This window comes from Collinsella aerofaciens (assembly GCF_015557435.1).
Lineage (GTDB): Bacteria > Actinomycetota > Coriobacteriia > Coriobacteriales > Coriobacteriaceae > Collinsella > Collinsella aerofaciens_Z.
This window is the reverse complement of record NZ_JADNOH010000020.1, coordinates 1-23,514: the sequence shown is the minus strand read 5'-3', so window position 1 is coordinate 23,514 and position 23,514 is coordinate 1. Positions and strand designations below refer to the sequence as shown.

At 59.2% G+C, this 23,514-nt stretch carries 20 protein-coding genes, 1 tRNA gene and 1 pseudogene; all 22 read left to right on the top strand.

The genetic code is table 11. From position 1 onward, the window contains the following. Positions 1-266, top strand: a pseudogene (locus I2G43_RS01790) (ABC transporter); the annotation flags it as partial. Next, positions 267-1,094 (top strand): ABC transporter ATP-binding protein, encoded by an 828-nt coding sequence (locus I2G43_RS01785; protein WP_195534873.1) that lies wholly within the window; start codon positions 267-269, stop codon positions 1,092-1,094. A gap of 80 nt (positions 1,095-1,174) precedes the next feature. Further along, positions 1,175-2,152: an acetylxylan esterase gene (locus tag I2G43_RS01780; protein ID WP_117855075.1), complete on the top strand. Its 978-nt coding sequence runs from the start codon at positions 1,175-1,177 to the stop codon at positions 2,150-2,152. Continuing rightward, a complete protein-coding gene (locus I2G43_RS01775) occupies positions 2,145-2,996 on the top strand; it encodes an acetylxylan esterase (protein WP_195534872.1) in 852 nt (283 codons plus the stop codon). The genes I2G43_RS01780 and I2G43_RS01775 overlap by 8 nt, the downstream gene beginning before the upstream one ends. 68 nt (positions 2,997-3,064) lie before the next feature. Further along, entirely contained in the window at positions 3,065-3,985 is a 921-nt protein-coding gene (locus tag I2G43_RS01770; RefSeq protein WP_040359998.1) for a dihydrodipicolinate synthase family protein, read from the top strand. 172 nt (positions 3,986-4,157) lie between these two features. Further along, positions 4,158-5,123, top strand: a complete 966-nt coding sequence (locus I2G43_RS01765) for an ROK family protein (protein WP_022094876.1) — start codon at positions 4,158-4,160, stop codon at positions 5,121-5,123. Between the two features lie 140 nt (positions 5,124-5,263). Next, entirely contained in the window at positions 5,264-5,950 is a 687-nt protein-coding gene (locus I2G43_RS01760) for an N-acetylmannosamine-6-phosphate 2-epimerase (protein WP_022094877.1), read from the top strand. A gap of 101 nt (positions 5,951-6,051) precedes the next feature. Further along, positions 6,052-6,972 (top strand): RNase adapter RapZ, encoded by a 921-nt coding sequence (gene rapZ / locus I2G43_RS01755; RefSeq protein WP_022094878.1) that lies wholly within the window; start codon positions 6,052-6,054, stop codon positions 6,970-6,972. Between the two features lie 6 nt (positions 6,973-6,978). Next, positions 6,979-7,908, top strand: coding sequence for a DNA-binding protein WhiA (gene whiA, locus I2G43_RS01750; RefSeq protein WP_035138886.1), 930 nt, complete (start codon positions 6,979-6,981; stop codon positions 7,906-7,908). 193 nt (positions 7,909-8,101) lie between these two features. Further along, the gene (gene gap / locus I2G43_RS01745; RefSeq protein WP_022094880.1) at positions 8,102-9,127 is read left to right on the top strand and encodes a type I glyceraldehyde-3-phosphate dehydrogenase; all 1,026 of its coding nucleotides are present in this window, start codon (positions 8,102-8,104) and stop codon (positions 9,125-9,127) included. 140 nt (positions 9,128-9,267) lie between these two features. Further along, positions 9,268-10,458, top strand: a complete 1,191-nt coding sequence (locus I2G43_RS01740) for a phosphoglycerate kinase (RefSeq protein ID WP_006236149.1) — start codon at positions 9,268-9,270, stop codon at positions 10,456-10,458. Then, positions 10,451-11,218 carry a triose-phosphate isomerase gene (tpiA, locus tag I2G43_RS01735; RefSeq protein WP_089572945.1) on the top strand — a complete coding sequence of 256 codons (768 nt, stop codon included), beginning with the start codon at positions 10,451-10,453 and terminating at the stop codon, positions 11,216-11,218. Before I2G43_RS01740 ends, tpiA begins: the two co-directional genes overlap by 8 nt. A gap of 5 nt (positions 11,219-11,223) precedes the next feature. Continuing rightward, positions 11,224-12,777 (top strand): 2,3-bisphosphoglycerate-independent phosphoglycerate mutase, encoded by a 1,554-nt coding sequence (gpmI, locus tag I2G43_RS01730; RefSeq protein WP_195534871.1) that lies wholly within the window; start codon positions 11,224-11,226, stop codon positions 12,775-12,777. A 164-nt stretch (positions 12,778-12,941) separates the two neighbouring features. Further along, the gene (secG, locus tag I2G43_RS01725) at positions 12,942-13,196 is read left to right on the top strand and encodes a preprotein translocase subunit SecG (RefSeq protein ID WP_006236144.1); all 255 of its coding nucleotides are present in this window, start codon (positions 12,942-12,944) and stop codon (positions 13,194-13,196) included. Positions 13,197-13,490: 294 nt separating this feature from the next. Next, positions 13,491-15,167: a peptide ABC transporter substrate-binding protein gene (locus I2G43_RS01720; RefSeq protein ID WP_229071471.1), complete on the top strand. Its 1,677-nt coding sequence runs from the start codon at positions 13,491-13,493 to the stop codon at positions 15,165-15,167. A 156-nt stretch (positions 15,168-15,323) separates the two neighbouring features. Beyond that, on the top strand, positions 15,324-16,361 hold the full coding sequence (locus I2G43_RS01715) for an ABC transporter permease (RefSeq protein WP_117635931.1): 1,038 nt from the start codon (positions 15,324-15,326) through the stop codon (positions 16,359-16,361). A 14-nt stretch (positions 16,362-16,375) separates the two neighbouring features. Then, on the top strand, positions 16,376-17,311 hold the full coding sequence (locus tag I2G43_RS01710; RefSeq protein WP_195534869.1) for an ABC transporter permease: 936 nt from the start codon (positions 16,376-16,378) through the stop codon (positions 17,309-17,311). A 2-nt stretch (positions 17,312-17,313) separates the two neighbouring features. Further along, entirely contained in the window at positions 17,314-18,405 is a 1,092-nt protein-coding gene (locus I2G43_RS01705) for an ABC transporter ATP-binding protein (RefSeq protein ID WP_022094887.1), read from the top strand. Next, positions 18,405-19,433, top strand: coding sequence for an ABC transporter ATP-binding protein (locus I2G43_RS01700; protein WP_022094888.1), 1,029 nt, complete (start codon positions 18,405-18,407; stop codon positions 19,431-19,433). The genes I2G43_RS01705 and I2G43_RS01700 overlap by 1 nt, the downstream gene beginning before the upstream one ends. Positions 19,434-20,031: 598 nt before the next feature. Further along, a tRNA-Leu gene (locus I2G43_RS01695) sits at positions 20,032-20,121 on the top strand. A 59-nt stretch (positions 20,122-20,180) separates the two neighbouring features. Then, complete coding sequence (locus I2G43_RS01690; protein ID WP_195534868.1) at positions 20,181-22,526, top strand: GAF domain-containing SpoIIE family protein phosphatase; 2,346 nt, start codon at positions 20,181-20,183, stop codon at positions 22,524-22,526. Positions 22,527-22,607: 81 nt separating this feature from the next. Further along, positions 22,608-23,354 carry an anti-sigma factor antagonist gene (locus tag I2G43_RS01685; RefSeq protein ID WP_195534867.1) on the top strand — a complete coding sequence of 249 codons (747 nt, stop codon included), beginning with the start codon at positions 22,608-22,610 and terminating at the stop codon, positions 23,352-23,354. The last annotated feature ends 160 nt before the right edge of the window (positions 23,355-23,514 follow it).

Below are 23,514 nucleotides of genomic sequence, written 5' to 3'. Positions count from 1 at the left end.
TCCACGAGTACACCCGCGGTCTTCTGGGCTCCGTTCTGTCCATCGAGAGCGGTTCGGGCCGTCTGCACCAGGTGCCCGGCGCCGTTCCGAGCCCGCGCGATTTCCCCAAGGGCGATCGCTTCGCGCCCCGCTCGAGCCATCCGCGCATTGGCCTGGACACCCGTCCGGTCTTCAAGCGCGTGCCCGGCACCGAGCACTTCTATTCCGAGCTCCCCGACGAGGTGCTCAAGGCAAATGGTTTGACCCCTCACGCGGAGGTGATGTAGATGAGCGAGACCGCAGTCAACGGCGTCGAGCCGATCATCTTCCTTGATGACGTCCACGTCACCTTTAGGACCCGTACCGGCTCGATTCTGCACCCCAACCTGGTTCACGCCGTCCAGGGTGTAACGATTAGGCTCATGCCCGGTCAGACGATCGGCATCGTCGGCGAGTCCGGTTGCGGTAAGTCCACCACCGCCAACGTCATGTGCGGCCTGCAGGCCCCCACGAGCGGCAGGGTCTACTTTAAGGGCAAGGACGTAACCAAGCGTACCGCCGAGGACCGTCGCCACATGGGTCGCGTCATCTCGGTCGTGTTCCAGAACCCGGCCACGGCGCTCAACCCCCGAATGGTCGTTCGCGAGCAACTGCTCGACCCCATGCGCGTCCACAACCTGGGTACCGAGGCCGAGCAGGAGAAGCGCGTCAAGGAGCTCTTGGAGCTCACCGGTCTGCCCAGCTCCGCCGCTGAGGTTCTTCCCGGCCAGCTTTCGGGCGGCCAGCGCCAGCGCGTCGCAATTGCCCGTGCCCTGTCGCTGAACCCCGATGCCATCATCGCCGACGAGCCCACCTCGGCTCTGGACGTTTCGGTCCGCGCGCAGATTCTGAACCTGCTGACCGACCTTAAGAAGGAGCTCGGCCTGGCCATGGTGTTCATCAGCCATGACATCCAGACGGTCCGCTATATCTCTGACGACATCATCGTTATGAATGGCGGCAAGATCGTCGAGCAGGGCGAGGCCAAGCAGGTCTTCCAGCACCCCCAGGACCCCTACACCAAGATGCTGCTCGGCGCTGCGCCGTCGCTGCTGCATCCCAAGCTCGGCGAGTAGCCTCGCTTTCCCTCCCGTGCGCCCGGTTCCCTTGCCGGGCGCACCTCCGTTGCGATTTCGAAAGGTTGGGTTCACGAGCCATGCCAAGTGCTCAGGAGCTGCAACATCAATTTGGTGAATATCGAGGCGCCATGCCCCGTCCATCAGATTTCGATCTCTTTTGGAAGGACCGCATGGCCGAGGCCGACGCCGTCGGGCTTGACTATGCGATCGAGACGGCATCGGTCACCGATGCCGTGACCTGCCAGCTTTTCGACCTCTGGTATACCGGCATGTGTGGCGCTCGCCTGCATGCCAAGTACCTTAAACCCGTCTCGGACGAGCCCGTGCCATTGGTACTTCAGTTCCATGGGTATCCGGGTGCAAGCCGCAGCTGGTTTGAGCAGGCGTCGTTTGCGGGCATGGGCATGGCACTCATCGCCCTCGACTGCCCCGGCCAAGGAGGTCCTTCCGAGGACATTGGTGGATTTGAGGGTACGACGGTCGCGGGCCATATCGTCGCCGGTATCGACGGCGATCCGGCCAACCTCTACTATGTCCGTCTGCACCAGGACATTCGCATCCTGTGCCGTATCGTCCGCGAGCTCGAGGGCATCGATCTTGCCCGTGTGTTTGTGAACGGCGCGTCGCAGGGCGGCGGTTTGGGCATTGCGACCTGTGCACTTAACAGCGAGCTTATCAATCGCGCCGCCATCCTCTATCCCTTCCTGTCGGATTTTCGCCTGGTCTGGGATTTGGATGCCGACGACATTGCCTACGAGGGCCTGCGCTATTGGTCTCGCTGGTTTGACGAGGACTCGACTCGTATCGACGAAGCCTATGCCAAGCTGGCGTACTTCGATTCCAAGAACTTTGCCCCTATGGTCAAATGCCCCGTGCTGTTTGGCACCGGCACAGCCGATACCGTCTGTCCGCCAGCGACGCAGTTTGCGGTCTATAACAACCTGACCTGTGAAAAGCGTCATGAGTTCTTTGAAGGCTTTGGCCACGAGGAGATTCAGGATTTTGACGATCTGATCATTCCGTTTTTCTGCAAGGGAGGGGAGGCTCATGTCTAAGTGCGAGAGCAATGTCGGCGAGCTGATCGTCCCCGACCTTGTGGGGATTCCCGGAACGGTCTCGTCAAGGCTCGCTGATTTCCGGGATTGGCGCGGTGATGCTTCTGCGGATGTTTCCGAATTAGAGATAGCCGCTTCGGACCTTGAGGTTTGCGGGCCGAGTATTACGGCGATCGATTTCGCCAATCCGTATGCCCGCTACTCCGAGGTTTCCTTTGAGCTTGGTGGCGATGTGGTCCACGCACGTTTGATCGAGCCTGTCGGTCGCGCCCGAGCATCCGAGCTCGTGCCGCTATGTCTGATGTTTCACGACATCGACCGACCCGTGCGGGGATGGCATCACATGACGAGGTTTGCGGCCATGGGATATGCCGTGCTTGCGCTGGACGATGAGGCGATTGGACCCAGCGATCTGCGGCAGGGGATTACCTCGCCTGCTTTTGTCAGGCGCGTCCGTTGGGGCTGCGCGTTGGCGGAGGTCGCGCGCAATCTTGATGGCATGGACCCCGACCGCATCTTTGCATGGGGCGAGGGTCTTGGCGGCGGAGTCGCGCTGGCGGTTTCTGCTCTGGACGAGCGGGGCCTCGCCTGCACGGCGGTTGCCAATCCGCTTCCTGGCGGCCTCGAGGTGCTGTCGTCTCGGGTGCGCGGATCGGTGCTCATGGGCACATCGCTTATGGATACCGTGAGCGATCCCAAGGATCAGTTTGCCGTATCCAACGGTCTTGAGTGTGACCGGAGGCATATCATCTATGCAAAATACGCTCACGAGCGCATCAATGCGTTCGAAAACGAAGTCGTCGACTTCTTTAACCAAACGTTCTACTCGTGTTCTTTGGCCTAGACGGCCTGGACACTGCCAACAAGAGTGGGTGGCATAGGGCCGCCCGCCAGACAACTAAGGAGATTCTTGTGGCAACTCAGAAATTCACCGGCGTTATCCCTCCCGTCGTTGTTCCCGATACCGAAGATCACCAGCTTGATGTTGCCTCCTTTGAGCGCAGCATCAACCGCATGATCGATGCCGGCGTCGATGGCCTGTTCTTCCTGGGATCCTCGGGCGAGGTCGTCTTCTCCACCGACGAGCGCCGTCGCCAGATTGTCGCCGAGGCCGTTCGTATCGTCGACCACCGTGTGCCTGTTCTGGTCGGCATCATCGATACCGAGACCGAGCGCATGATTGAGCACGGCAAGGTCGCTCAGGAGCTGGGCGCCGATGCCCTCGTCGCCACCTGCCCGTTCTATGCCCTGCAGGGCATGACCGAGGTCGAGGAGCACTTCCGCATCCTGCACGAGGAGCTTGACCTGCCCATCTTCGCCTATGACATTCCCGTCTGCGTTCACACCAAGCTCCCCTGGAAGCTCCTTGCCAAGCTCGGCGCCGAGGGCGTCCTTGCTGGCGTCAAGGATTCCTCGGGTGATGACATCTCGTTCCGCTACCTCGTTCAGGAGAACGAGAAGAACGGCCATCCGATGAGTATCCTCACCGGTCACGAGGTTGTCGTCGACGGCGCTTACCTCGGTGGCGCCGATGGTTCCGTCCCGGGTCTCGCTAATGTTGAGCCCGAGGGCTATGTGCGCCAGTGGAAGGCCGCTCAGGCCGGCGACTGGGCTACCGTCAAGGCCGAGCAGGATCGCCTTAACGAGATCTCCCACATCTGGGATGTCACCTCGGGCGTTCAGGGCTATGCCGGTGGCGTCGGTGCCTTCAAGACCGCTATGAACCTCATGGGTATTTTCGACAGCCCGACCATGCCGCGCCCGGTGAAGGCCATGACCGGCGAGAACGTCGAGGCGATTAGGAAGGTCCTCCAGGACAACGGCCTCCTGTAAAGCTTTCCCAGGCACCCGACCTCGCCGTTCAACCGTGTGGCCATGACTATTAGGTCAATGGCCACACGGTTTCTCGGCGATCTTGGGCACCTGGAAAACCTTTACTGCGCTGTGACGGCTAGCCTGACGGCGCATTTCCTATAGTTGTTTTTTATCTCCGAAGGAGAGCGACATGGAGAACAAGTACGTCTGTTCTGTCGATATCGGCGGAACTAAGATCGCGACTGCCATCATGGAGTACCCGGCTGACGGTAGTGTGCCCCATCCCGTTTTTGAGGCCGAGGTTCCCACCGAGGCCCAAGAGGGCGGCGAGGCCGTCTTCCAGCGTATCGAGGCGTCCATCAAGGCTGCTCTCGAGGCGAATCCCGATGTCGAGGTCCTTGGCGTCGGTATCGGTGCCGCAGGCGTCGTCGATCCCAAGACGGGCGCCATCGCGTATGCCAACGAGATCATGCCCGGCTGGTCCGGCGTTCAGTTGGGGCCGCGGCTGCGCGAGGACCTTGGTCTTCCCGTTGCCGTGGTGGGAGACGTGCAGGCTCATGCTCTGGGCGAGGCCCACTGGGGCGTCGGTAAGGGCAAGTTCTCCGTCTTGTGCCTTGGCATCGGTACGGGCATCGGCGGCGCATATGTCGAGAACGGCCGCGTGATGCAGGGCTTCCATGGTGCTGCCGGCCATATGGGCCACATCGAGTGCTCGGCTGCTGCCGGTATTCCCTGCGCCTGCGGACGTTCTGGTCATCTTGAGTCGGTTGCTTCGGGCACTTCCATTGGTCGTATGTACGATGAGCGCTTTGGTCGCGTCGACCCCAGCCGTCCTTCGGTCGGTCGCGATGTGAACGACCTGTGCCGTGCGGGCGACGCAAAGGCGACCGAGGTCATCCATGACGCCGGCTTTGCGCTGGGCGCCAGCTTGGGCTCGCTTGCCAACATCTTGGATCCCGAGGTCATCGTGCTTTCGGGAGGTGTGATTCACCAGGGTCCCGATTGGCGCTCGCAGACGTGGAAGGACTCGGTGCACGAGGGCTATGCCAGCCAGGCGCTCGACCCGCTTCAGGACACGCCGATCCTCATCGGTTCTCTGGAGGGCGACGCGCCGCTTATCGGTGCCGCCGAACACCTTCTTGCGTCGTTGAAGTAAACATAACTACCAAGTGCGCCTTCTGAGGTGCCGCAGATTGACGTGAAAGAGGAGCGAAGCGTACTTTGGTATGCGAGCGACGGTTTGAACGTCAAGGTGCGGTGTCTCAGAAGGCTGTTTTGAGAAAGGTTGAGTCGAACATGACCGTTGATCCTTTGATCCAGTCCCTAAAGGGCAAGCTCGTCGTGAGCGTTCAGGCCTATATGGGCGAGCCGCTTCGTACGCCCGAGACCATGGCTCAGATGTCTCGCGCCTGCGAGCTTGGTGGCGCCGCCGCTATTCGCTGCCAGGGTCTTGCCGACATCGCCGCCATTAAGGGCCGCTGCGAGGTTCCCGTCATCGGCCTGTGGAAAGATGGACACGAGGGCGTCTACATCACGCCGACGCTGCGTCATGCTCGCGCCTGCGTTGCCGCCGGTGCCGACATCGTGGCAATTGATGCCACTGATCGCCCACGTCCCGATGGCAAGACCGTCGAGGACACCTTCCGTCCGCTGCACGAGGAGGGCGTGCTCCTGATGGCCGACTGTGCCACCATCGAGGATATTCGTCGTGCTGTCGACATGGGCTTTGACCTGGTGTCCACCACGCTTTCTCATGGTGTTGCCGCTATCGATTGCACCATGGCCGACGGTCCCGATCTGCCGCTCCTGCGCCAGGCGACCGAGGAATTTCCCGGCCTTCCCATCATCTGCGAGGGCCGCGTGCACACGCCCGAGGAGGCCCGCGCCGCGATTGATGCGGGCGCCTGGGCAGTTGTCGTGGGCACTGCCATTACGCACCCCACGAGTATTACGAGTTGGTTCAAAGCCGCGCTTGAGGCGTAAGACGGACCTCGTATCCGCTCAGGGCGGTATACTCATTAAAGGCAATTGACCGCGCGGGATCCGGGTTGCTGGGTCCCGCGCTTGTTTTTAGGAGGCAGCACATGCAAAAGGGAGATGCCATGGATGCAGCGGAGCGCTCGGAGCGCATCCCCGATATCGTCATCATCACCGGAATGTCCGGATCGGGCCGAACGCAGGCCATGCATGTGTTCGAGGACATGGGCTACTTTTGCATCGACAACTTGCCTCCGCGTCTGATTGCCCAGCTTGCCGAACTCGTCGGCATCAATACGGGCGTGGGCAGGCATCTTGCCGTCACCTGCGACCTGCGCAGCCAGGGCTTGTTCGATGAGCTGCTCGATGCCGTTGCCGCGCTCGAGGAGCGCGAGATGAGCTGTGACATCGTGTTTCTCGAGGCCTCTGACGAGGTGCTGATCCGTCGTTATAGCGAAAACCGCCGCCGCCATCCCATTGCCAAGCCGGGGGAGACTACGGCCGATGCGATTCAGCGCGAGCGCCTGCAGCTGCAGGGTGTGCGCGATCGAGCCGATATGATCATCGACACGAGCCGCCTGCGCACCTCTGCTCTGCGCAACAAATTGCGCATGGCGTTCTCCGAGTTGTCCGACCAGCAGCTCATGGACGTTCACGTGTTCTCGTTTGGCTTTAAGCACGGCATGCCCGTCGAGGCGGACATTATGATCGACGTTCGCTTCCTGCCCAATCCGTTCTACGATCCCGAGATGCGTACCATGACCGGTCTCGATAAGAAAGTCTCCGACTTTGTTCTGGACCATCCCAAGACCCAGGAGTTCTGGAAGGCCTGGACGCAGCTGCTCGATACGGTCATGCCCGGCTATATCGCAGAGGGCAAGCCGCAACTTTCTATTGCCATCGGTTGCACGGGCGGTCAACACCGCAGCGTTGCCATCGCCGAGGCCACGGCGCGTTATTTGGAAGGCGCCCAGTATCACGTGAGCATTTCCCATCGCGACCTGTCGCGCGCCAACACGAAAGCATAGGCCTGCATGTCGTTTACCGCCGAGGTGCGTGACGAGCTCGCGCGCTGCGAACCCGAATGTGAATACTGCGATTTGTCGACGCTTGCCGCCCTGACGCGTGTGAGCGGTACACTTTCGCTGGCCGGCTCCGGGCGGTATCGTTTGACGGTCGCGACCGAGACGGGTGCCGTCGCGCGCACGATGATCACACTGACACATCGCATCCTTAAGCTCAAAACGGAATTTACCGTTCGCAAATCGGTCTTGCATAAGGTCCGTAACTATCTCATTACCCTGCCCGATCAGCCCGACCTGGACAAGGCTCTGGTGCTGCTGGGCATCCTCGACCGCAGGGGAGGGCTCGTCGCCGGTGTTCCCCGGCACATCGTTGCCCGTCCCTGCTGCAGGCTTGCCTACATCCGCGGCGCGCTCATCGCCGGCGGTTTCGTGGCCGATCCCCGCGGCGACTTTCATTTGGAGATCGCGGTGCAGGGCGAGCAGTATGCCCGGGGACTTTGCGATCTATTGGAGCAGATTGGAGTCCATGCGCGCGTTAACGCGCGGCGCGGATCCTTTGCTGTCTACATTAAGAGCGCCGAGGAGATCGAGCAGCTTCTAAAGCTGGTCGGCGCCAAGCGCAGCGTTGCCGAGATCGAGGAAGCGCGCGCGGTCAAATTGGTTAAGAACGACGTAAACCGTCGCGTGAATGCCGAGCTGGCCAATCAGACCAGAAGTGCGGGTGCCGCCCAGCATCAGCTTGCGTTGATCGATGAGCTCGAACAGCGGGGTTTGCGCGACACGCTTCCGGACGCCTTGGCGGTCTTTTGCGACCTGCGCGAGCGCTATCCCGATCTGTCACTGCGCGATCTGGGGGAGATGGCTGACCCTCCCTTGTCGAAGTCTGCCCTGTACCATCGCGTTTTGAGGCTTGAAAAGCTCATTGAAGCAAACAGGTAGTTGAGCGAAACTGCTTATATAGGGATTGAACTGCTGTTTTACTCTTTAAAACGTTTTAACGTAAATTTGATTTTCAATTTCGAGCATTCTCGTGAAATTCAAGTCAAAAAAAAGGTATATTAGGCGAGTGGTTAGTTTGTGGGCCTCAACGGCAGGCGCTGTAGCTTGCGGGGGCCTTACGAAAGGAGACACAATGGCAGTAAAGGTTGCTATTAACGGCTTCGGTCGCATCGGTCGTCTGGCTTTCCGTCAGATGTTCGGTCATGAGGGCTCCGAGATCGTCGCTATCAACGACCTCACCTCTCCCGATATGCTCGCTTACCTGCTGAAGTACGACTCCACGCAGGGCAACTATGCTCGCGATCACGAGGTCGTTGCTGGCGAGGATTCCATCACCGTTGACGGCAAGGAGATCAAGATCTACAAGGAGGCCGACGCCAACAACCTGCCTTGGGGCGACCTCGACGTCGACGTCGTTCTCGAGTGCACCGGCTTCTACACCAGCAAGGCTAAGGCTCAGGCCCACATCAACGCTGGCGCCAAGAAGGTCGTCATCTCCGCTCCGGCTGGCAGCGATCTGCCTACCATCGTGTACAACGTCAACCATGAGACGCTGACCGCTGAGGACAACATCATCTCCGCTGCTTCCTGCACCACCAACTGCCTCGCCCCGATGGCCAAGGGTCTGAACGACTTCGCTCCCATCGTGTCCGGCATCATGACCACCATTCACGCCTGGACTGGCGACCAGATGCCGCTCGACGGCCCGCAGCGCAAGGGCAACAAGCGTCGTAGCCGCGCCTGCGCCGTCAACATCGTCCCCAACACCACCGGTGCTGCCAAGGCTATCGGCCTGGTTCTTCCCGAGCTCAACGGTAAGCTCATCGGTGCCGCCCAGCGCGTCCCGACGCCGACCGGCTCCATCACCAACCTCTACGCTGTCGTTGACAAGAAGGTCACCGTCGACGAGGTCAACGCCGCAATGAAGGCCTACGCTGCCACCATCTCCGAGACCTTCGGTTACAACGAGGACGACATCGTCTCCACCGACATCATCGGCGAGACCCACGGCTCCATCTTCGACGCCACTCAGACCATGTGCTCTGACCTCGGCAACGGCCAGACCCTCGTTCAGGTTACCTCTTGGTACGACAACGAGAACTCCTACACTTCTCAGATGGTCCGCACCATCAAGTACTTCGAGAAGTTCGTTGCTTAATTTAGCTTTTAGCGAATAGCTCGTTGAGCGTCTAAAGAAGGGCGCGGCCTTATAGGGCTTACACCCTAGGGTCGCGCCCTTTTTATAGGAAATCGTCTGCCGTAATGGGAGGCAGACACGTACGAAAGGTAGAAGCAAACATGGCCTTTACCAAGAAGACCGTCCGCGACATCGATGTCGACGGCAAGCGCGTTCTCGTCCGCGTTGACTTCAACGTGCCTATCAAGGATGGCGTCGTTGGTGACACCACCCGTATCAAGGCTGCCCTGCCCACCATCAACTATCTCGTTGAGCACAACGCTCGCGTCATCCTCATGAGCCACCTCGGCCGTCCCGAGGGCACTGGCTTCCAGCCTGAGCTCTCCCTTGAGCCTGTCGCCAAGAAGCTCGCTGAGCTCTCTGGTCTCGACGTTGCCTTTGTCGCCGACACCTACGGCGAGAAGGCTGCCGAGGCTGTCGCTGCCGTCGAGCCGGGCAAGGTTCTCGTTCTCGAGAACGTCCGCTTCGACAAGCGTGAGAAGAAGAACGATCCCGAGATCGCCAAGAAGCTCGCTTCCTATGGTGACGTCTTCGTTCTCGATGCCTTCGGCACCGCTCACCGCGCCCAGGGTTCCGTCGTGGGCCCCGCCGCTTACCTGCCTGCCGTCGCGGGCTTCCTGCTCGAGAAGGAGGTCGACACGCTGACCGGCATCTTCGCCGAGCCCGAGCGCCCCTTCGTCGCTATCGTCGGCGGTTCCAAGGTTTCCTCCAAGATCGGCGTTCTCGATCACCTCATCGACTCCGCTGACACCCTGATCATCGGTGGCGGCATGGCCTACACCTTCTTCCTGGCTCAGGGCCTGTCCGTTGGTCAGTCCCTCAAGGAAGAGGACTGGGTCGAGCGCGCTGGCGAGATGCTCAAGAAGGCCGAGGAGAAGGGCGTCAAGATCCTGCTTCCCATCGACAACCGTGTTGCCGATCACTTTGGCGAGGACGCTGTCCCCGAGGTTGTCGCTTCCGACGCTATCCCCGACGATCGTGAGGGCATGGACATCGGCCCCAAGACCGAGGAGCTTTACGCCGAGGCCGTCAAGGGCGCCAAGACCGTGTTCTGGAACGGCCCCATGGGCGTCTTCGAGTTCGACAATTTCGCTCACGGCACCCAGGCTATCGCCGAGGCTGTCGCCGAGGCCGACTGCACCTCGATCATCGGCGGTGGCGACTCTGTCGCAGCTGTCAACAAGTTCAACCTGGCCGACAAGATGAGCTGGATCTCCACCGGTGGTGGCGCTTCCATGGAGCTCGTCGAGGGTAAGGCCCTGCCCGGAGTGGAGGCGCTTCTCGATGCCTAATCGCACCCTTCTTATCGCTGGTAACTGGAAGATGAACAACGACGTCGCCGAGGCCGCCAAGCTCGCCGACGAGCTGGCTCAGGCTCTGCCCGAGGTTCCGGCTGGCGTCGAGGTGCTCGTCTGCCCTCCGACCATCGACATCACCACGGTTCATGACCGCATTCAGGCTGCCCCCATCGCCCTCGGTGCACAGAACGTGTACTGGGAGGCCAAGGGTGCCTTCACCGGTGAGTCCTCTTGCGACATGCTCAAGTCCGCTGGCTGCACCTACTGCATCATCGGTCACTCCGAGCGTCGTGATTACTTCCACGAGACCGATGAGGATCAGAACAAGAAGGCCAAGGCCCTCGTTGCCGCCGGTCTTGTTCCCGTCTTCTGCTGCGGCGAGTCCCTTGAGGTCCGCGAGGCCGGCACCTATGTCGAGCACGTCGTGAACCAGGTCAAGGCCGGCCTTGCTGGTCTTGAGATCACCTGCCCCAAGCAGGTCGTCGTCGCCTACGAGCCCATCTGGGCCATCGGCACCGGCAAGACCGCTACCGCCGAGGACGCTCAGGAGGTCTGCGGCGCTATCCGTGAGACCCTCAAGGAGATGTTCGGCGAGGAGCTCGCCGACGGCATCCGTGTGCTGTATGGCGGTTCCGCCAAGCCCGGCAACATTGCCGAGCTCGTCGCCAAACCCGACGTTGACGGCGCACTCGTGGGCGGCGCTTCGCTCAAGGCTGCCGACTTCGCCTCTATGGTCGTCAAGGCAGGCGAGTAGGACATATGGCACAGCGTCATCTTCCTGCACTCCTGATCATCATGGACGGCTGCGGCCTGGCCCCGGCCGACGGCGAGAACGCCGTCGCCGCTGCCAAGACGCCCTTCCTTGATAGCCTGTACGAGAAGTGCCCCCACACCACGCTCGGCGCTTCGGGCGAGGACGTGGGCCTTCCCGATGGCCAGATGGGCAACTCCGAGGTAGGTCACCTCAACATCGGTGCCGGCCGCATCGTGTTCCAGGAGCTTTCGCGCATCAACAATGCCATCAAGGACGGCTCCATCGCTGAGAACGAGGTTTTCGTCAAGGCTATGGACGACGTCAAGGCTGACGGCAAGACCCTCCACCTCATGGGCCTCATGAGCCCTGGCGGCGTTCATTCTCATATGAACCACGTCGAGGCTCTGGTCAAGATGGCTGCCGAGCGCGGTGTTAAGACCGTCCGCGTCCACGCCTTCATGGATGGCCGCGACGTCGACCCGCAGTCCGGCGCCGGCTACATGAGTGAGTTCTGTGCCTTCCTGGCCAAGATCTCCGAGGAGACCGGTTGCGACGCCCGCGTTGCCACCGTCTCGGGCCGCTATTGGGCCATGGACCGCGACAACCGTTGGGAGCGCATCCAGCGCGCCTACGACGTCATGGCCAATGCGTCCGATGCCGATACCGACCCCGTTGCCGGTATCAAGGCCTACTACGAGAAAGATCCGCGCGGCGACGAGTTCGTCGAGCCCTTCGCTGCCCATAACGAGGGCATTCACGAGGGCGACGCGGCCATCTTCTTCAACTTCCGTCCCGACCGCGCCCGTCAGATGACCCGCGTGTTCACGGACAAGGAGTTCGACGGCTTTGAGCGCGAGCAGATCAAGCTCTCGCACTTTGTGACGATGACCGAGTACGATCCGACGTTTGACGTCGAGGTCGCCTTCCCCAAGACGTTCCCCGAGAACGTCCTGGCCGACGTTATCGCCGCCAACGGCCTGAAGCAGCTGCACACCGCCGAGACCGAGAAGTACGCCCACGTGACGTTCTTCCTCAACGGTGGCATCGAGGAGCCCAAGGAGGGCGAGGAGCGCGTGCTCGTCGCTTCCCCCAAGGTCGCTACCTACGATCTGCAGCCTGAGATGAGCGCTCCCGAGGTTACCGAGAAGCTCGTCGCCGCTATTAACGAGGATCGCGCTGATTTCTACATCGTGAACTTCGCGAACTGCGACATGGTTGGTCACACCGGTGTCTTCGACGCCGCCGTTAAGGCCGTCGAGGCTGTTGACGATGCCTTGTCCAAGGTTGTCCCGGCGATTCTCGCCAAGGGTGGCTTTGCGCTGATCACCGCCGACCACGGCAACGCCGACCACATGTTTGACGTTGCTTCCGACGGTTCCAAGCATCCGTTCACGGCTCACACCACCAACCGTGTGCCGTTCATCATCGTTGATGAGAAGGCCAAGCTCACCGGTATCGAGGACGGCCGTCTTTCCGATATCGCTCCGACCATGCTCACCATGGCTGGTATTGAGCCTTCCGCCGAGATGACGGGTCGCGTGCTCGCCACCGAGGCCTAAGAGAAAACAAATACCGTTTTCTAGTAAGGGGGTTGTCCACAACCGGACAACCCCCTTTTTGGTATTTCTGCCATTTCCACCCCGTCCTTGAGTGGCAGGTAGGGGAGAGCGGGGGATTGTGGTACAGTACTGGAGTTTAAACTCTTCTATTAAGGAGCTTATCTATGGGTCCGTTCCAGATTCTTCTGTTTGTCGTTTGGGCTGTCTCTGCCGTGGCGCTGACGATTCTCGTCCTGATGCATTCCGGTAAGGGCACCGGCGTTTCGGATATGATCGCTAGCTCGCTGTATAATTCCAGCTCTGCCACGGGCGTCATGGAGCAGAACCTCGACCGCCTGACCGTCATCATGGCTGTCGTGTTTGCCGTGTGCGTCGTGCTGTGCATGTTCTTCTTCCCGCAGGGCATCGTCGGCTACTAAGCACGAGCCGCATAAATATTCAAAAAGGGTCCCGTAAGTGCGGGACCCTTTTTGTTTACATATTTGTAACAGAGTCAAAATATCCTCACATACTTCGCCCAACTAAAGAAATTCTCGACCGTTAACCGGAATTAGCCCCAAATTGTGTATAAAATGCGCTACTGTATTGCAAAACGTTGGTCCGTTGTGCATAACCAGCCATAGCAGCGGACGGCGTTTTGATGGTTCGGATCGGATTGTTTCGACATGTGTCCGACTGAACATTTCTTTGTCCTATCTCATAAGGAGGATGGCATGGCTGATTCTATGTTCCACCAGCCCGTTATGGGTCGTCGCGCCTTTGTTGGCGGCACCCTTGCTGCGAGCTCCATGGCTTTTCTTGCCGCATGCGGCAAGAAGGGTGGCGACGCTTCCGGTTCTGAGTCCGGTTCGACGCTGAACTTCTACATCAACAACCCGGTCTGCATCGACCCCTACAATGTCCAGGAGGACCAGGGCACTCAGGTCGAGTACCAGCTCTTTGACGCTCTGACCGCCTATGACGCCGAGAAGGGCGAGATCGTTCCGCTGGCTTGCGAGTCCTTCGAGGCCAACGACGACGCCACCGAGTTCACCTTCAAGATCAAGAAGGCCAAGTTCCACAACGGTGACGACGTTACCTCCAAGTCCTTCAAGCTCGGTTGGGAGCGTCTGGTCAACACCAAGTCGGCCATCGCTACCGAGTACGGCCCTTCCGAGGTCTCCTATCACCTTTCCATGGTCGAGGGCTATGACGACCTGCTTGCCGGTAACGCCACCGAGCTCAGCGGTGTTACCTGCCCCGACGATGAGACCCTCGTCGTTAAGCTGTCTTCCGCTTACGCCGACTTCCCCTTCGTCGCCTCTCACCCGGCTCTGGCCCCGGTTCCCGAGTGCGCCGAGTCCGATGCCAAGAGCTTCTATCTTGCACCGGTCGGTAACGGCCCGTTCATGATGGACGGCAAGTGGGAGGATGGTCAGGAGATCAACCTCAAGAAGTTCGACGATTACTATGGCGACAAGGCCAAGATCGATGGCATCCACTTCCAGGTCATCAAGGACGTGGAGACCGCCTACAAGGAGTTCCAGGCCGGTAACCTTGACATCTGCGACGTTCCCGTTGCTCAGATCGACGCTGCCAAGAAGGATCGCGGCGTGTCCAAGGACGGCTACACTATGGGCGACGGCGAGCGCATGCTGCTCGGCGCCGAGCCTTCCACCTACTACCTGACCTGCAACACCACGGCCGAGCCGTTCAACAACGCCGACCTGCGCAGGGGTATCTCCCTGGCCATTAACCGTGAGGCCATCTGCAAGACCATCTTCAAGGGTACCCGTACCCCCGCCGACGGCATTGTTCCTCCGGGCATCGATGGCTACAAGGAGGGCGCATGGGAGTTCTGCGCCTACGACGTCGATAAGGCCAACGAGTACCTCGACAAGGTTGCTCCCGCTGGCGCTAACGGCGATCGTGGCATTAACGTGACCCTTTCCTACAACCAGGACGGTGGCCACAAGGAGATTATGGAGTCCATCATCGGCGACCTCGCCAAGGTCGGCGTTACCGCCGTCTCCGATACTCCTGAGTGGTCTGCGCTGCTCGAGCAGTACCAGAACTTCAACTATCAGTTCGGTCGTCTGGGCTGGATTGCCGACTACCCGATCATGGACAACTTCCTGTATCCGCTGTTCCACTCCGACTCCCTCGGTGGCGACAACCGCTCTGGTTACAACAACCCCGAGTTCGACGCCAAGGTCAACGAGGCTCGCACTACGGTTGACGACGAGGAGCGTGTCGCTAAGATGCAGGAGGCCGACGCAATTGTCGCTGCCGACTGCCCGGTCATCCCGGTGATGTTCTACACGCACACCATCGCCGGCTCCGATCGCATCAAGCACCTCTATGTCGATCCGCAGAAGCATGCCGAGCTGGGTACCGCTGAGCTCGCCTAAGAGTTTGCAGCTTCCGTGAGGGTCAAGTATTTACGTAGACCTCATGGGAAACATACAGTTCTCCCTAACCTGGGGTAAACTGGCTGATGGTAATTTTGGGATGCCGGTCTGGCGATCGGCATCCCATTTAGGTTAATCCCTAGATAGGGGAGTGGTATGGGTAAGTACATCGTTAAACGTGTGCTTCAGTTCATCCCGGTGTTTTTGGGCGTTACGCTGATTCTGTTCGCCCTCCAGAACATCGTGCCGGGAGATCCGATCAAGCTGATCGGTGGAGACAAGGCTCTGTCCCCCGAGGTGGAGCTTCAACTTCGCGTGCGCTATCACCTGGTCCAGGCGGACGAGGACGGCAACGCGATCCTTGACGAGAACGGCGATCCCGTTCCAACGTCGCTTGTGGACCAATACTTGAATTACATGAATGGCCTGCTTCATGGCGATCTGGGCAATTCGTATCAGCGCAAGCTGCCGGTTGCGGAAATCTTTGCTCAGAAGTATCCGTATACGGTTAAACTCGCCGCGTGCGCTATCGTGCTCGAGGCAATCATGGGTATCGGTGCGGGTATCATTTCGGCAGTAAAGCGTTACTCCTTCTGGGATATTTTGGTAACGCTGACCACGTCGATCCTCGTTGCCGTTCCTGCCTTCTGGCTCGGTATGCTGCTGCAGCTGTTCTTTGGCGTCATCCTCAAGGACGCCACGGGCGGTGCATTCTCCATGCCGATCTCGGGTGCCGGCGGTTCCAGCTCTCAGTATCAGGATTGGATGCACTATGTGCTTCCGACCATTACGCTGGCTTCGGTTTCGACCGCCTATGCTGCCCGCATCATGCGCTCGCAGCTGCTCGATGTCATGAACCAGGATTACATCCGCACGGCAAAGGCTAAGGGTCTCTCCAATCGCGCGATCATCGTCAAGCATGCGCTTAAGAATGCACTCATCCCCGTCGTTACCTATATTGGTGTCGACTTCGGTGGCATGCTTTCGGGCGCCATCCTGACCGAGACGGTCTTTAACTGGCCCGGTATCGGCTCTGAGGTCTACCGCGCCATCAGCATGCGTGACTGGCCCATCGTTATGGGCGGCGTTACGCTCATCGTTGTCGTCGTTATGGTGATCAACCTGCTCGTCGACATTAGCTATGCATTCCTCGACCCGCGCATCCGCCTTGGCGGTCCGTCGGATAAGGCCTAAGGGAGGTACGTCTCATGCAGGAAACTGATTCTCAGTCTCAGGGGCAGGCTACCGCCACTAAGGCCGCATCTGCTCCCGCTAAGTCCCGCACGCTGTGGGGCGACGCTTTTAAGCGTCTTCGTAAGAACAAGCTCGCCGTTATCGGTGTTTGCTGGATCATCATCGTCGTTGTGGTTGCCCTGACCGCCGACCTGTGGGCTAAGCCCTGGCTCGGGTCGCCGACGGCTTCCGACTCGACTACCATGGCCGAGACTTCGTTGCTGGCTCCGTGTGCCGAGCATCCGTTTGGCACCGACGCCCTTGGTCGCGACATTCTCGTCCGCGTTATCTACGGTGCACGCGTTTCGCTGTCCGTCGGCATTATGGCCACCGCCATCTCCACGGTGATCGGTCTGGTCATGGGTGCTCTGGCCGGTTTCTACGGTGGAATCTGGGATACGATCATCATGCGCTTTGCGGATATCTTCCTAGCGTTCCCGTACGTGCTGTTCGTCGTCGCCATGATCGCCGTTATCGGCCGTGGTCTTCAGAATGTCTTTATCGCCATCGGTATTCTCGGCTGGCCTTCTATTGCGCGCGTCTTCCGATCCGCGATCCTGACGGTCAAGGAAAACGACTATGTTGACGCTGCGCGCGCGATGGGTGCATCCGATGCTCGTATCGTCGTGCGTCACATTTTCCCGAACTCCGTCGCCTCTATCGTGGTCTACGCAACCATGAACATTGGTGGCGCCATTCTGACCGAGTCCGCTCTGTCCTTCCTCGGCATGGGCGTTATTCCGCCTACGCCTTCGTGGGGCTCCATGATTCAGGACGGTCAGCAGTATCTTCTGACTGCTCCCTGGATGATGATCATGCCCGGTCTGGCAATTCTCTCGACGGTGCTCGCCTTCACCCTGCTGGGTGACGGTCTGCGCGACGCCCTCGACGTCAAGATGAAGGACGCATAAGGATGAAGAAGAACAAGAACTATGTGGACCTGAAGGACCAGCCGGTTCCCGAGGGCCAGCATCTGCTCGAGGTCGATGACCTTAAGATGTATTTCCACACCGAGGATGGCGTTGTTCGCGCTGTCGACGGTGTCTCCTACACGCTCGATCGCGGCGAGACCCTGGGCGTCGTCGGTGAGTCCGGCTCCGGTAAGTCCGTGACCGCCATGACCATCATGGGTCTTATCTCGATGCCTCCGGGAAAGATCGAGGGCGGTGACGTTCGCTATCGCGGCCGCTCCATCCTCGAGATGACCGAGGAAGAGATGCAGCACATTCGCGGCAACGATATCGCGATGATCTTCCAGGATCCTATGACCTCCTTGAACCCGGTCTATAAGATCGGCAAGCAGGTGGGCGAGGGCCTTCGTCTGCACCGTGGCTACTCCAAGCAGGAGGCGCTCAAGCGCGCCACCGAGCTTTTGGACCTCGTTGGCATTCCCGAGCCCGAGAAGCGCGTCAATGAGTATCCGCACCAGTTCTCTGGCGGTATGCGTCAGCGCGTCATGATTGCTATGGCTCTTGCCTGCGATCCCGATATTCTGATTGCCGACGAGCCCACGACGGCTCTGGACGTTACCATCCAGGCTCAGATTATTGAGCTTATGCAGGAAATGCAGGAGAAGAACGGCAACGCCATCATCATGATTACCCATGACCTGGGCGTCGTCGCCGACATGGCCGATAAGATCATGGTTATGTACGCCGGTCGTCCCGTCGAGTTCGGTACTGCTGAGGAAATCTTCTACGAGAGCCGCCACCCCTACACCTGGGGCCTTATCCGCTCCATCCCGGAGCAGGCCATCGAAGAGAAGAAGCCGCTTACGCCGATTCACGGCAACCCGCCTTCGCTCATGAACCTGCCCGAGGGCTGCGTGTTCTCGCCTCGTTGTCCCTATGCGACCGATAAGTGCCGCAAGCAGCGCCCCGAGCGCGTTGTCACCGAGTCTGGTCATTACTCTGCATGCCACTACTCCGGTGACCCCGAGTTTCTCAAGAACGCTCCTGAGACATCCCGTACGCGCAAGGATTCCAAGAAGGGAGGCGAGGCGTAATGGCAGATACCAACGAGCGTACTCCGTTGCTGAAGGTCGAGCACCTCTCTAAGGAGTTCCCCGCTGAGTCCGGCATGTTCGCCAAGCGTTTTTCCAAGCGTGTCGTCTCTGCTGTAAATGACATCTCTTTTGAGATTTATCCTGGCGAGACCTTTGGTCTGGTTGGTGAGTCTGGTTGCGGTAAGTCCACGACGGGTCGCACCATCATGCGCTTGACCAAGCCGACCGCCGGTAAGGTGTTCTTCCAGGGCAAAGATGTTGCCGAGATGAGCAAGCATGAGATCAAGGACATGCGTCGCGAGATGCAGTTTATCTTCCAGGATCCTTATGCTTCGCTGAACCCTCGTATGACCATCGGCGAGATCGTCTCCGAGCCCATGACCATTCACGGCGTAGGTACCAAGGAGGAGCGTATCGAGCGCGTCCGCGAGCTGCTGGACGTCGTCGGTCTGAACCCCGAGCACATCAACCGCTATCCGCACGAGTTCTCGGGCGGTCAGCGTCAGCGTGTCGGCATTGCCCGCGCGTTCGCTCTGAAGCCCAAGCTGATCATCTGCGACGAGCCTGTCTCTGCACTTGACGTTTCCATTCAGGCCCAGGTTTTGAACCTGCTGAAGGAGCTTCAGGATAAGTTCGGTACTGCTTATCTCTTCATTGCTCACGACCTCTCCGTCGTGCAGCACATTTCTGATCGCGTTGCCGTTATGTATCTGGGCAAGATGGTCGAGGTTTCGGACTGGAAGACGCTCTACAGCGAGCCTCACCATCCGTACACGCAGTCGCTGCTGTCTGCCGTGCCGGTGCCCGATCCTGATATCCAGAAGACCCGCAAGCGCATTATCCTCGCCGGCGATCCGCCGTCACCGCTGGATCCGCCGACCGGCTGCCGTTTCCACACGCGCTGCCCGATCGCGCAGGGCATCTGCTCCGAGAAGCTGCCTGAGTTTAAGGAAGTCGCCCCGGGCCACTGCTGCGCCTGTCACTTCGCGGAGCCGTTCCCGATCAAGGAATCGCACATCGACCTGTAGTCGGTTGTTTGTCCGGGCCCGTGCTGGACTTAGTTTTCAGAACGTCCTCGACCATGGAAACCCCCTTATCCTGCTCCTTCGGAGCTGCGGATAAGGGGGTTTCCTGGTCTGCGGAATGTTCTGAAAACTAAGTCCAACACGGGCCCTGTGTTACCACTGCAGGGGGGGGGTGCGATTCCCTGATCGCTCACTTAATCTAATTTGAAATTGTGTGAGGCCGGAGCTCTAGCTCCGGCCTCCTTATATAAGGGCTCGGCAAAGCCGAGCCACTAAATTTGCATCAGCCTCCAGAACATGTTTGAGAACTGTGCCCGGAGTACCTACTCCTAGGGCCGGAATGAGGTTGCTTTCCAACGCATTCCGCAGGGGGCGGCATTATTTTGTAGCGCGAAGCGCGGATCAAAATAATGCCGCATGCCCGAGGACGCGTTGGAAAGCAACCTCATTCCGGCCCGAACAGGTCCGTCTACCTGCGCATTTACAAATTCGTAAACTTTTTTCAAAAAAGTGCTTGCACAGTTCTCGAATCATAGGTTATTATCTTCCTCGTTGAACGCGCGGGTCCAACAAAACGAACCGCGAATCAACAACATAGCATGTCGGAGTGGCGGAATTGGCAGACGCGCTAGCTTGAGGTGCTAGTGACCGCTTTTTGGTCATGCGGGTTCAAGTCCCGCCTCCGACACCATCGCATTTGAGAAGCCTCTTCGGAGGCTTTTTTGTTACCGATAGACGGTGAGGTCCACGATGGAAACGCTTGAGCGCAACGAGTGGGCAGACGTTGCCCAACTGGTCGAGATCACGAGCGATGCTGTCATCATCTGTGAGCTCGACGGAACCATTCTGCATGTGAATAATCGTTTGCTAGACCTGATGTGCGAGGAACGCGCTGACGTCATCAGCGGTGATGTCAAAGACGTTCTGTACTCGTCTGCCTTTGAGCGCGCGACCGAACATCGTCTGCCGTTTGAGACCGATGGCTCCGAGAGCGAGCTGATGCTCAAGCTGAGCGACGGGTCTTTTATTCCCGTCTTGGTTCGCGCAGGTTCCGTTACGCCTCCGCGTATCTTTGGACGTCGTGCACCGCGTGTCCTGGTGGCGCTTCACAGCATCGAAGAGCAGTATTCCCACGATCGTCAGCTCAAACGTGCGCTATCGGAGCTTAGGGTGGCGAATAAACGCCTTTCGGGTACCCTTTCGGTCATTATGAGTACCGTGGGCTCCGATGAGCTCCCCAGCTTGCTCGATACCGTTTTGAATCAGCTCGTTGGAACGCTCGATGCCTCCGGTGCGGCTATCTATTTTTCCGAGAGCGGCGGCTTTAAGCTCCGCGGTGTTTCTAAGGAGCTTGAGGACAGCTATCTGCCCGAATTTCTGCCGTACGGCGCGGGCATTCCGACCTACGTGCTTCGCGAGTCGCGTGCCTGTCGCCTGTCGATTCAGCAGGACCTTGAGGGCGACCGGGTTGCTTCGGGTATGTTCATGGATTTGGACAATCGTTCCAAGCACTTGCTGCGCGTGCAGGATATGCCCCCGTATCGCAGCGAGATCTGTCTTCCCGTGTTTTACGGCACGCAGGTCCTTGGCGTGTTGGAAGTTGGCTGGAAACGCCCCCAGGCGCCACTTGCCTATGACGTTAACGTGCTCGAGGTCATTTGCGATTACCTGTCTATTCAGCTGGTCGGCATGGCGTCGAGCTTACGTTCGCGCCGCACGGCGGAGCTCGGTCGCTCACTCAATTTGCTGCGCGACGAACTGTTTACCTATCTCGATGATCCTGTTGCCGCTTCGCGAGCGGTGTCGACGGAAATCTGCGCGGTGCTCAATTGTCATTTCTGCCCCGTGGAATATGACGCGAGTCTTGACGCCTATGTCATCGATTTTGAGGGCGGCAGTCGTGTGGCGTTGCCGGGCGATCCGGAGTCGCTCTTCTTTTCCACCACCGCACCGGCTGCGCGTTTGGGGGTCGCTTCCGATGGTTTTGAGCCGTCGGTGCTGGGCGGTGCGAGTGCTGATGATCTTAAGCATGTGCGCTTGACCCGCGTCGACGAATCCATGCCTATGGGCGGATGGTTGAGGGCTCATGGCCTGCCGTGCCAGGGCCTCTATGTCGATTCCGGCTTCGAGGCGGGACGCGTTCGTTCGGAGGGCGGCGGTCGGCGGAACAACGATGCAATCGTTCCCGCCGACGTTGCCAAGGGACCGACGACGCGCGCATTGCTGCTCCGCGATGGCAGCCAAGAACCAATTGACGACCTTGAATACGACTACCTGGTGCATCTGGCGCATGACTTTGAGCTGATCTATGAAGGCGAGTCTCAAAAGCGCGAAGAGCGTCATATCGCTCAGACGCTTCAGATTGGCATGAGAAATTCGCTTGGTGACGTTCCGGGCATTGCAACCGATTCGGTATACCTATCGGCAACGAATTCTGCGTTGGTCGGCGGTGACTTCTATACGCTTGTCCGACTTCCCGACGATTGCGCCGTTATGATTTTGGGCGATGTATCCGGCAAGGGAATCGAGGCGGCGTCGATGTCGGCGCTCGTCAAGACAGCGCTGACGGCCTATGCCTGGGAGGGTGCGGGGCCTGCCCGTATGGCACGCTCGCTCAATAGCATGCTCATGGGCTTTTCGAGGGTCGAGACGTTTGTGACGGCGTTTATCGCCAAGATCGATCTTAAAGCGGGTCGCGCAACCTATTGCTCTGCGGGGCATCCTCCCACTATGGTCATTAGGCCGTCGTCGACGCCGCTTGGTGGCGGTGAAGCCCGAGGCGGAGAAGTGGAGCTCCTTGGGTGCCAATCGGGCGTGATCGGTGCCTTTGAAAGCATGGTGTACGAGACAGGTGCCTTTATGTTCGCTCCTGGCGACATGCTGTTTATGTATACAGACGGAACGATTGAGGCGCGCGATCGCTCCGGGGCGTTCTTTGGCGAGCAACGCCTGCGCGATCTTCTGCTCTCCGTTTCGGGTGAAGGCGTATCGGGAATCTGCGGTAAGGTCTTGGGCGAGCTTGACCGCTTTACCGAGTCGGCGCTGGACGATGACATCGCGCTGGTTTCCCTTGAATTTTTACGGGGTCGATCGTAGGCCGCGACGTTTGACGGGCAAAATCTGCGCGGTTGCAGATACGTATGCATCGAGCGAGCTCTTTTGGGGAACCATGGTCGTATGAATGAGTGGAATGACATAGCGGTTTTGACGCCACCGGGTGATGTCGACATCGCCTCGGTGCCCGTGCTGCGCCGACGGTTGGATAATTTGATCGACCGGGGCGTGCGCCGCGTTGTCATCAATTGCCAGGCCGTGGGCTTTATCGACTCGACGGGTTTGGCGTTTTTGCTTACGCGCGCCAGAGAGCTCATGAGGCGAGAGGGCCTGCTTTCGCTCGTTAACGCCTCCGATGAGGTCGTTCGCTTTTTGGAAATTGCCCGACTTGTCGACATCCTGCATGTCGCGGGCCCGGCGCGTGAGTCGATTCCCGCCATTCCGGTGGGAGAGTTGCCGCGATGGAGCAAGAGTGTCGAAGTGCAACGAGGCATCGAGAATCTCCCGCATTATCGGCACCGTGTGGCCGAGCTTCTCGAATCACTTCCCCTGAGGCGTGATGAACGTTATGACGTAGCATTGGCGTTGGGGGAGGCATTGGGTAACGCATATGACCATGCGGGCGGTGTTGGCTGCATCCTGACGGTTCAGGCCTATGGGGACCGCGTTGTGCTCGAGGTGCTTGATCGGGGCGCTGGCTATTCTATCGATGGGGCGAGCGAGCCGGTTGCATCTGAGGAACGCGGACGCGGTATCAAGCTTATGCGCATGCTCGTCGATAATGTGGAAGTTGCCCGTCGTACGGATGGCGCCGGCACGCGCGTTCGGATGGTGAAGCTGTTTGGCTCAGCATTGGAATTGTGCGCATAGCGCCTTGACTTGGCGTTATTTACCTGCGCGAACTTGCATTGAGCAACTTTTTTGAAAAAAGTACTTGCGTCTTTTGGGCAACTCGCGTAAATTAATAACCCGCAAGCGGACATGGCTCAGTTGGTAGAGCACAACCTTGCCAAGGTTGGGGTCGCGGGTT

Excerpts from the sequence above, each read along its gene's own strand:
- I2G43_RS01710 (WP_195534869.1), top strand. The coding sequence starts at position 16,376 with ATGCAGGAAACTGATTCTCAGTCTCAGGGGCAGGCTACCGCCACTAAG.
- gpmI (WP_195534871.1), top strand. The coding sequence starts at position 11,224 with ATGGCACAGCGTCATCTTCCTGCACTCCTGATCATCATGGACGGCTGC.
- I2G43_RS01700 (WP_022094888.1), top strand. The coding sequence starts at position 18,405 with ATGGCAGATACCAACGAGCGTACTCCGTTGCTGAAGGTCGAGCACCTC.
- I2G43_RS01720 (WP_229071471.1), top strand. The coding sequence starts at position 13,491 with ATGGCTGATTCTATGTTCCACCAGCCCGTTATGGGTCGTCGCGCCTTT.
- tpiA (WP_089572945.1), top strand. The coding sequence starts at position 10,451 with ATGCCTAATCGCACCCTTCTTATCGCTGGTAACTGGAAGATGAACAAC.
- I2G43_RS01780 (WP_117855075.1), top strand. The coding sequence starts at position 1,175 with ATGCCAAGTGCTCAGGAGCTGCAACATCAATTTGGTGAATATCGAGGC.
- I2G43_RS01690 (WP_195534868.1), top strand. The coding sequence starts at position 20,181 with ATGGAAACGCTTGAGCGCAACGAGTGGGCAGACGTTGCCCAACTGGTC.
- I2G43_RS01685 (WP_195534867.1), top strand. The coding sequence starts at position 22,608 with ATGAATGAGTGGAATGACATAGCGGTTTTGACGCCACCGGGTGATGTC.
- gap (WP_022094880.1), top strand. The coding sequence starts at position 8,102 with ATGGCAGTAAAGGTTGCTATTAACGGCTTCGGTCGCATCGGTCGTCTG.
- I2G43_RS01760 (WP_022094877.1), top strand. The coding sequence starts at position 5,264 with ATGACCGTTGATCCTTTGATCCAGTCCCTAAAGGGCAAGCTCGTCGTG.
- I2G43_RS01785 (WP_195534873.1), top strand. The coding sequence starts at position 267 with ATGAGCGAGACCGCAGTCAACGGCGTCGAGCCGATCATCTTCCTTGAT.
- rapZ (WP_022094878.1), top strand. The coding sequence starts at position 6,052 with ATGCAAAAGGGAGATGCCATGGATGCAGCGGAGCGCTCGGAGCGCATC.
- I2G43_RS01740 (WP_006236149.1), top strand. The coding sequence starts at position 9,268 with ATGGCCTTTACCAAGAAGACCGTCCGCGACATCGATGTCGACGGCAAG.
- I2G43_RS01715 (WP_117635931.1), top strand. The coding sequence starts at position 15,324 with ATGGGTAAGTACATCGTTAAACGTGTGCTTCAGTTCATCCCGGTGTTT.
- I2G43_RS01765 (WP_022094876.1), top strand. The coding sequence starts at position 4,158 with ATGGAGAACAAGTACGTCTGTTCTGTCGATATCGGCGGAACTAAGATC.
- secG (WP_006236144.1), top strand. The coding sequence starts at position 12,942 with ATGGGTCCGTTCCAGATTCTTCTGTTTGTCGTTTGGGCTGTCTCTGCC.
- I2G43_RS01775 (WP_195534872.1), top strand. The coding sequence starts at position 2,145 with ATGTCTAAGTGCGAGAGCAATGTCGGCGAGCTGATCGTCCCCGACCTT.
- whiA (WP_035138886.1), top strand. The coding sequence starts at position 6,979 with ATGTCGTTTACCGCCGAGGTGCGTGACGAGCTCGCGCGCTGCGAACCC.
- I2G43_RS01705 (WP_022094887.1), top strand. The coding sequence starts at position 17,314 with ATGAAGAAGAACAAGAACTATGTGGACCTGAAGGACCAGCCGGTTCCC.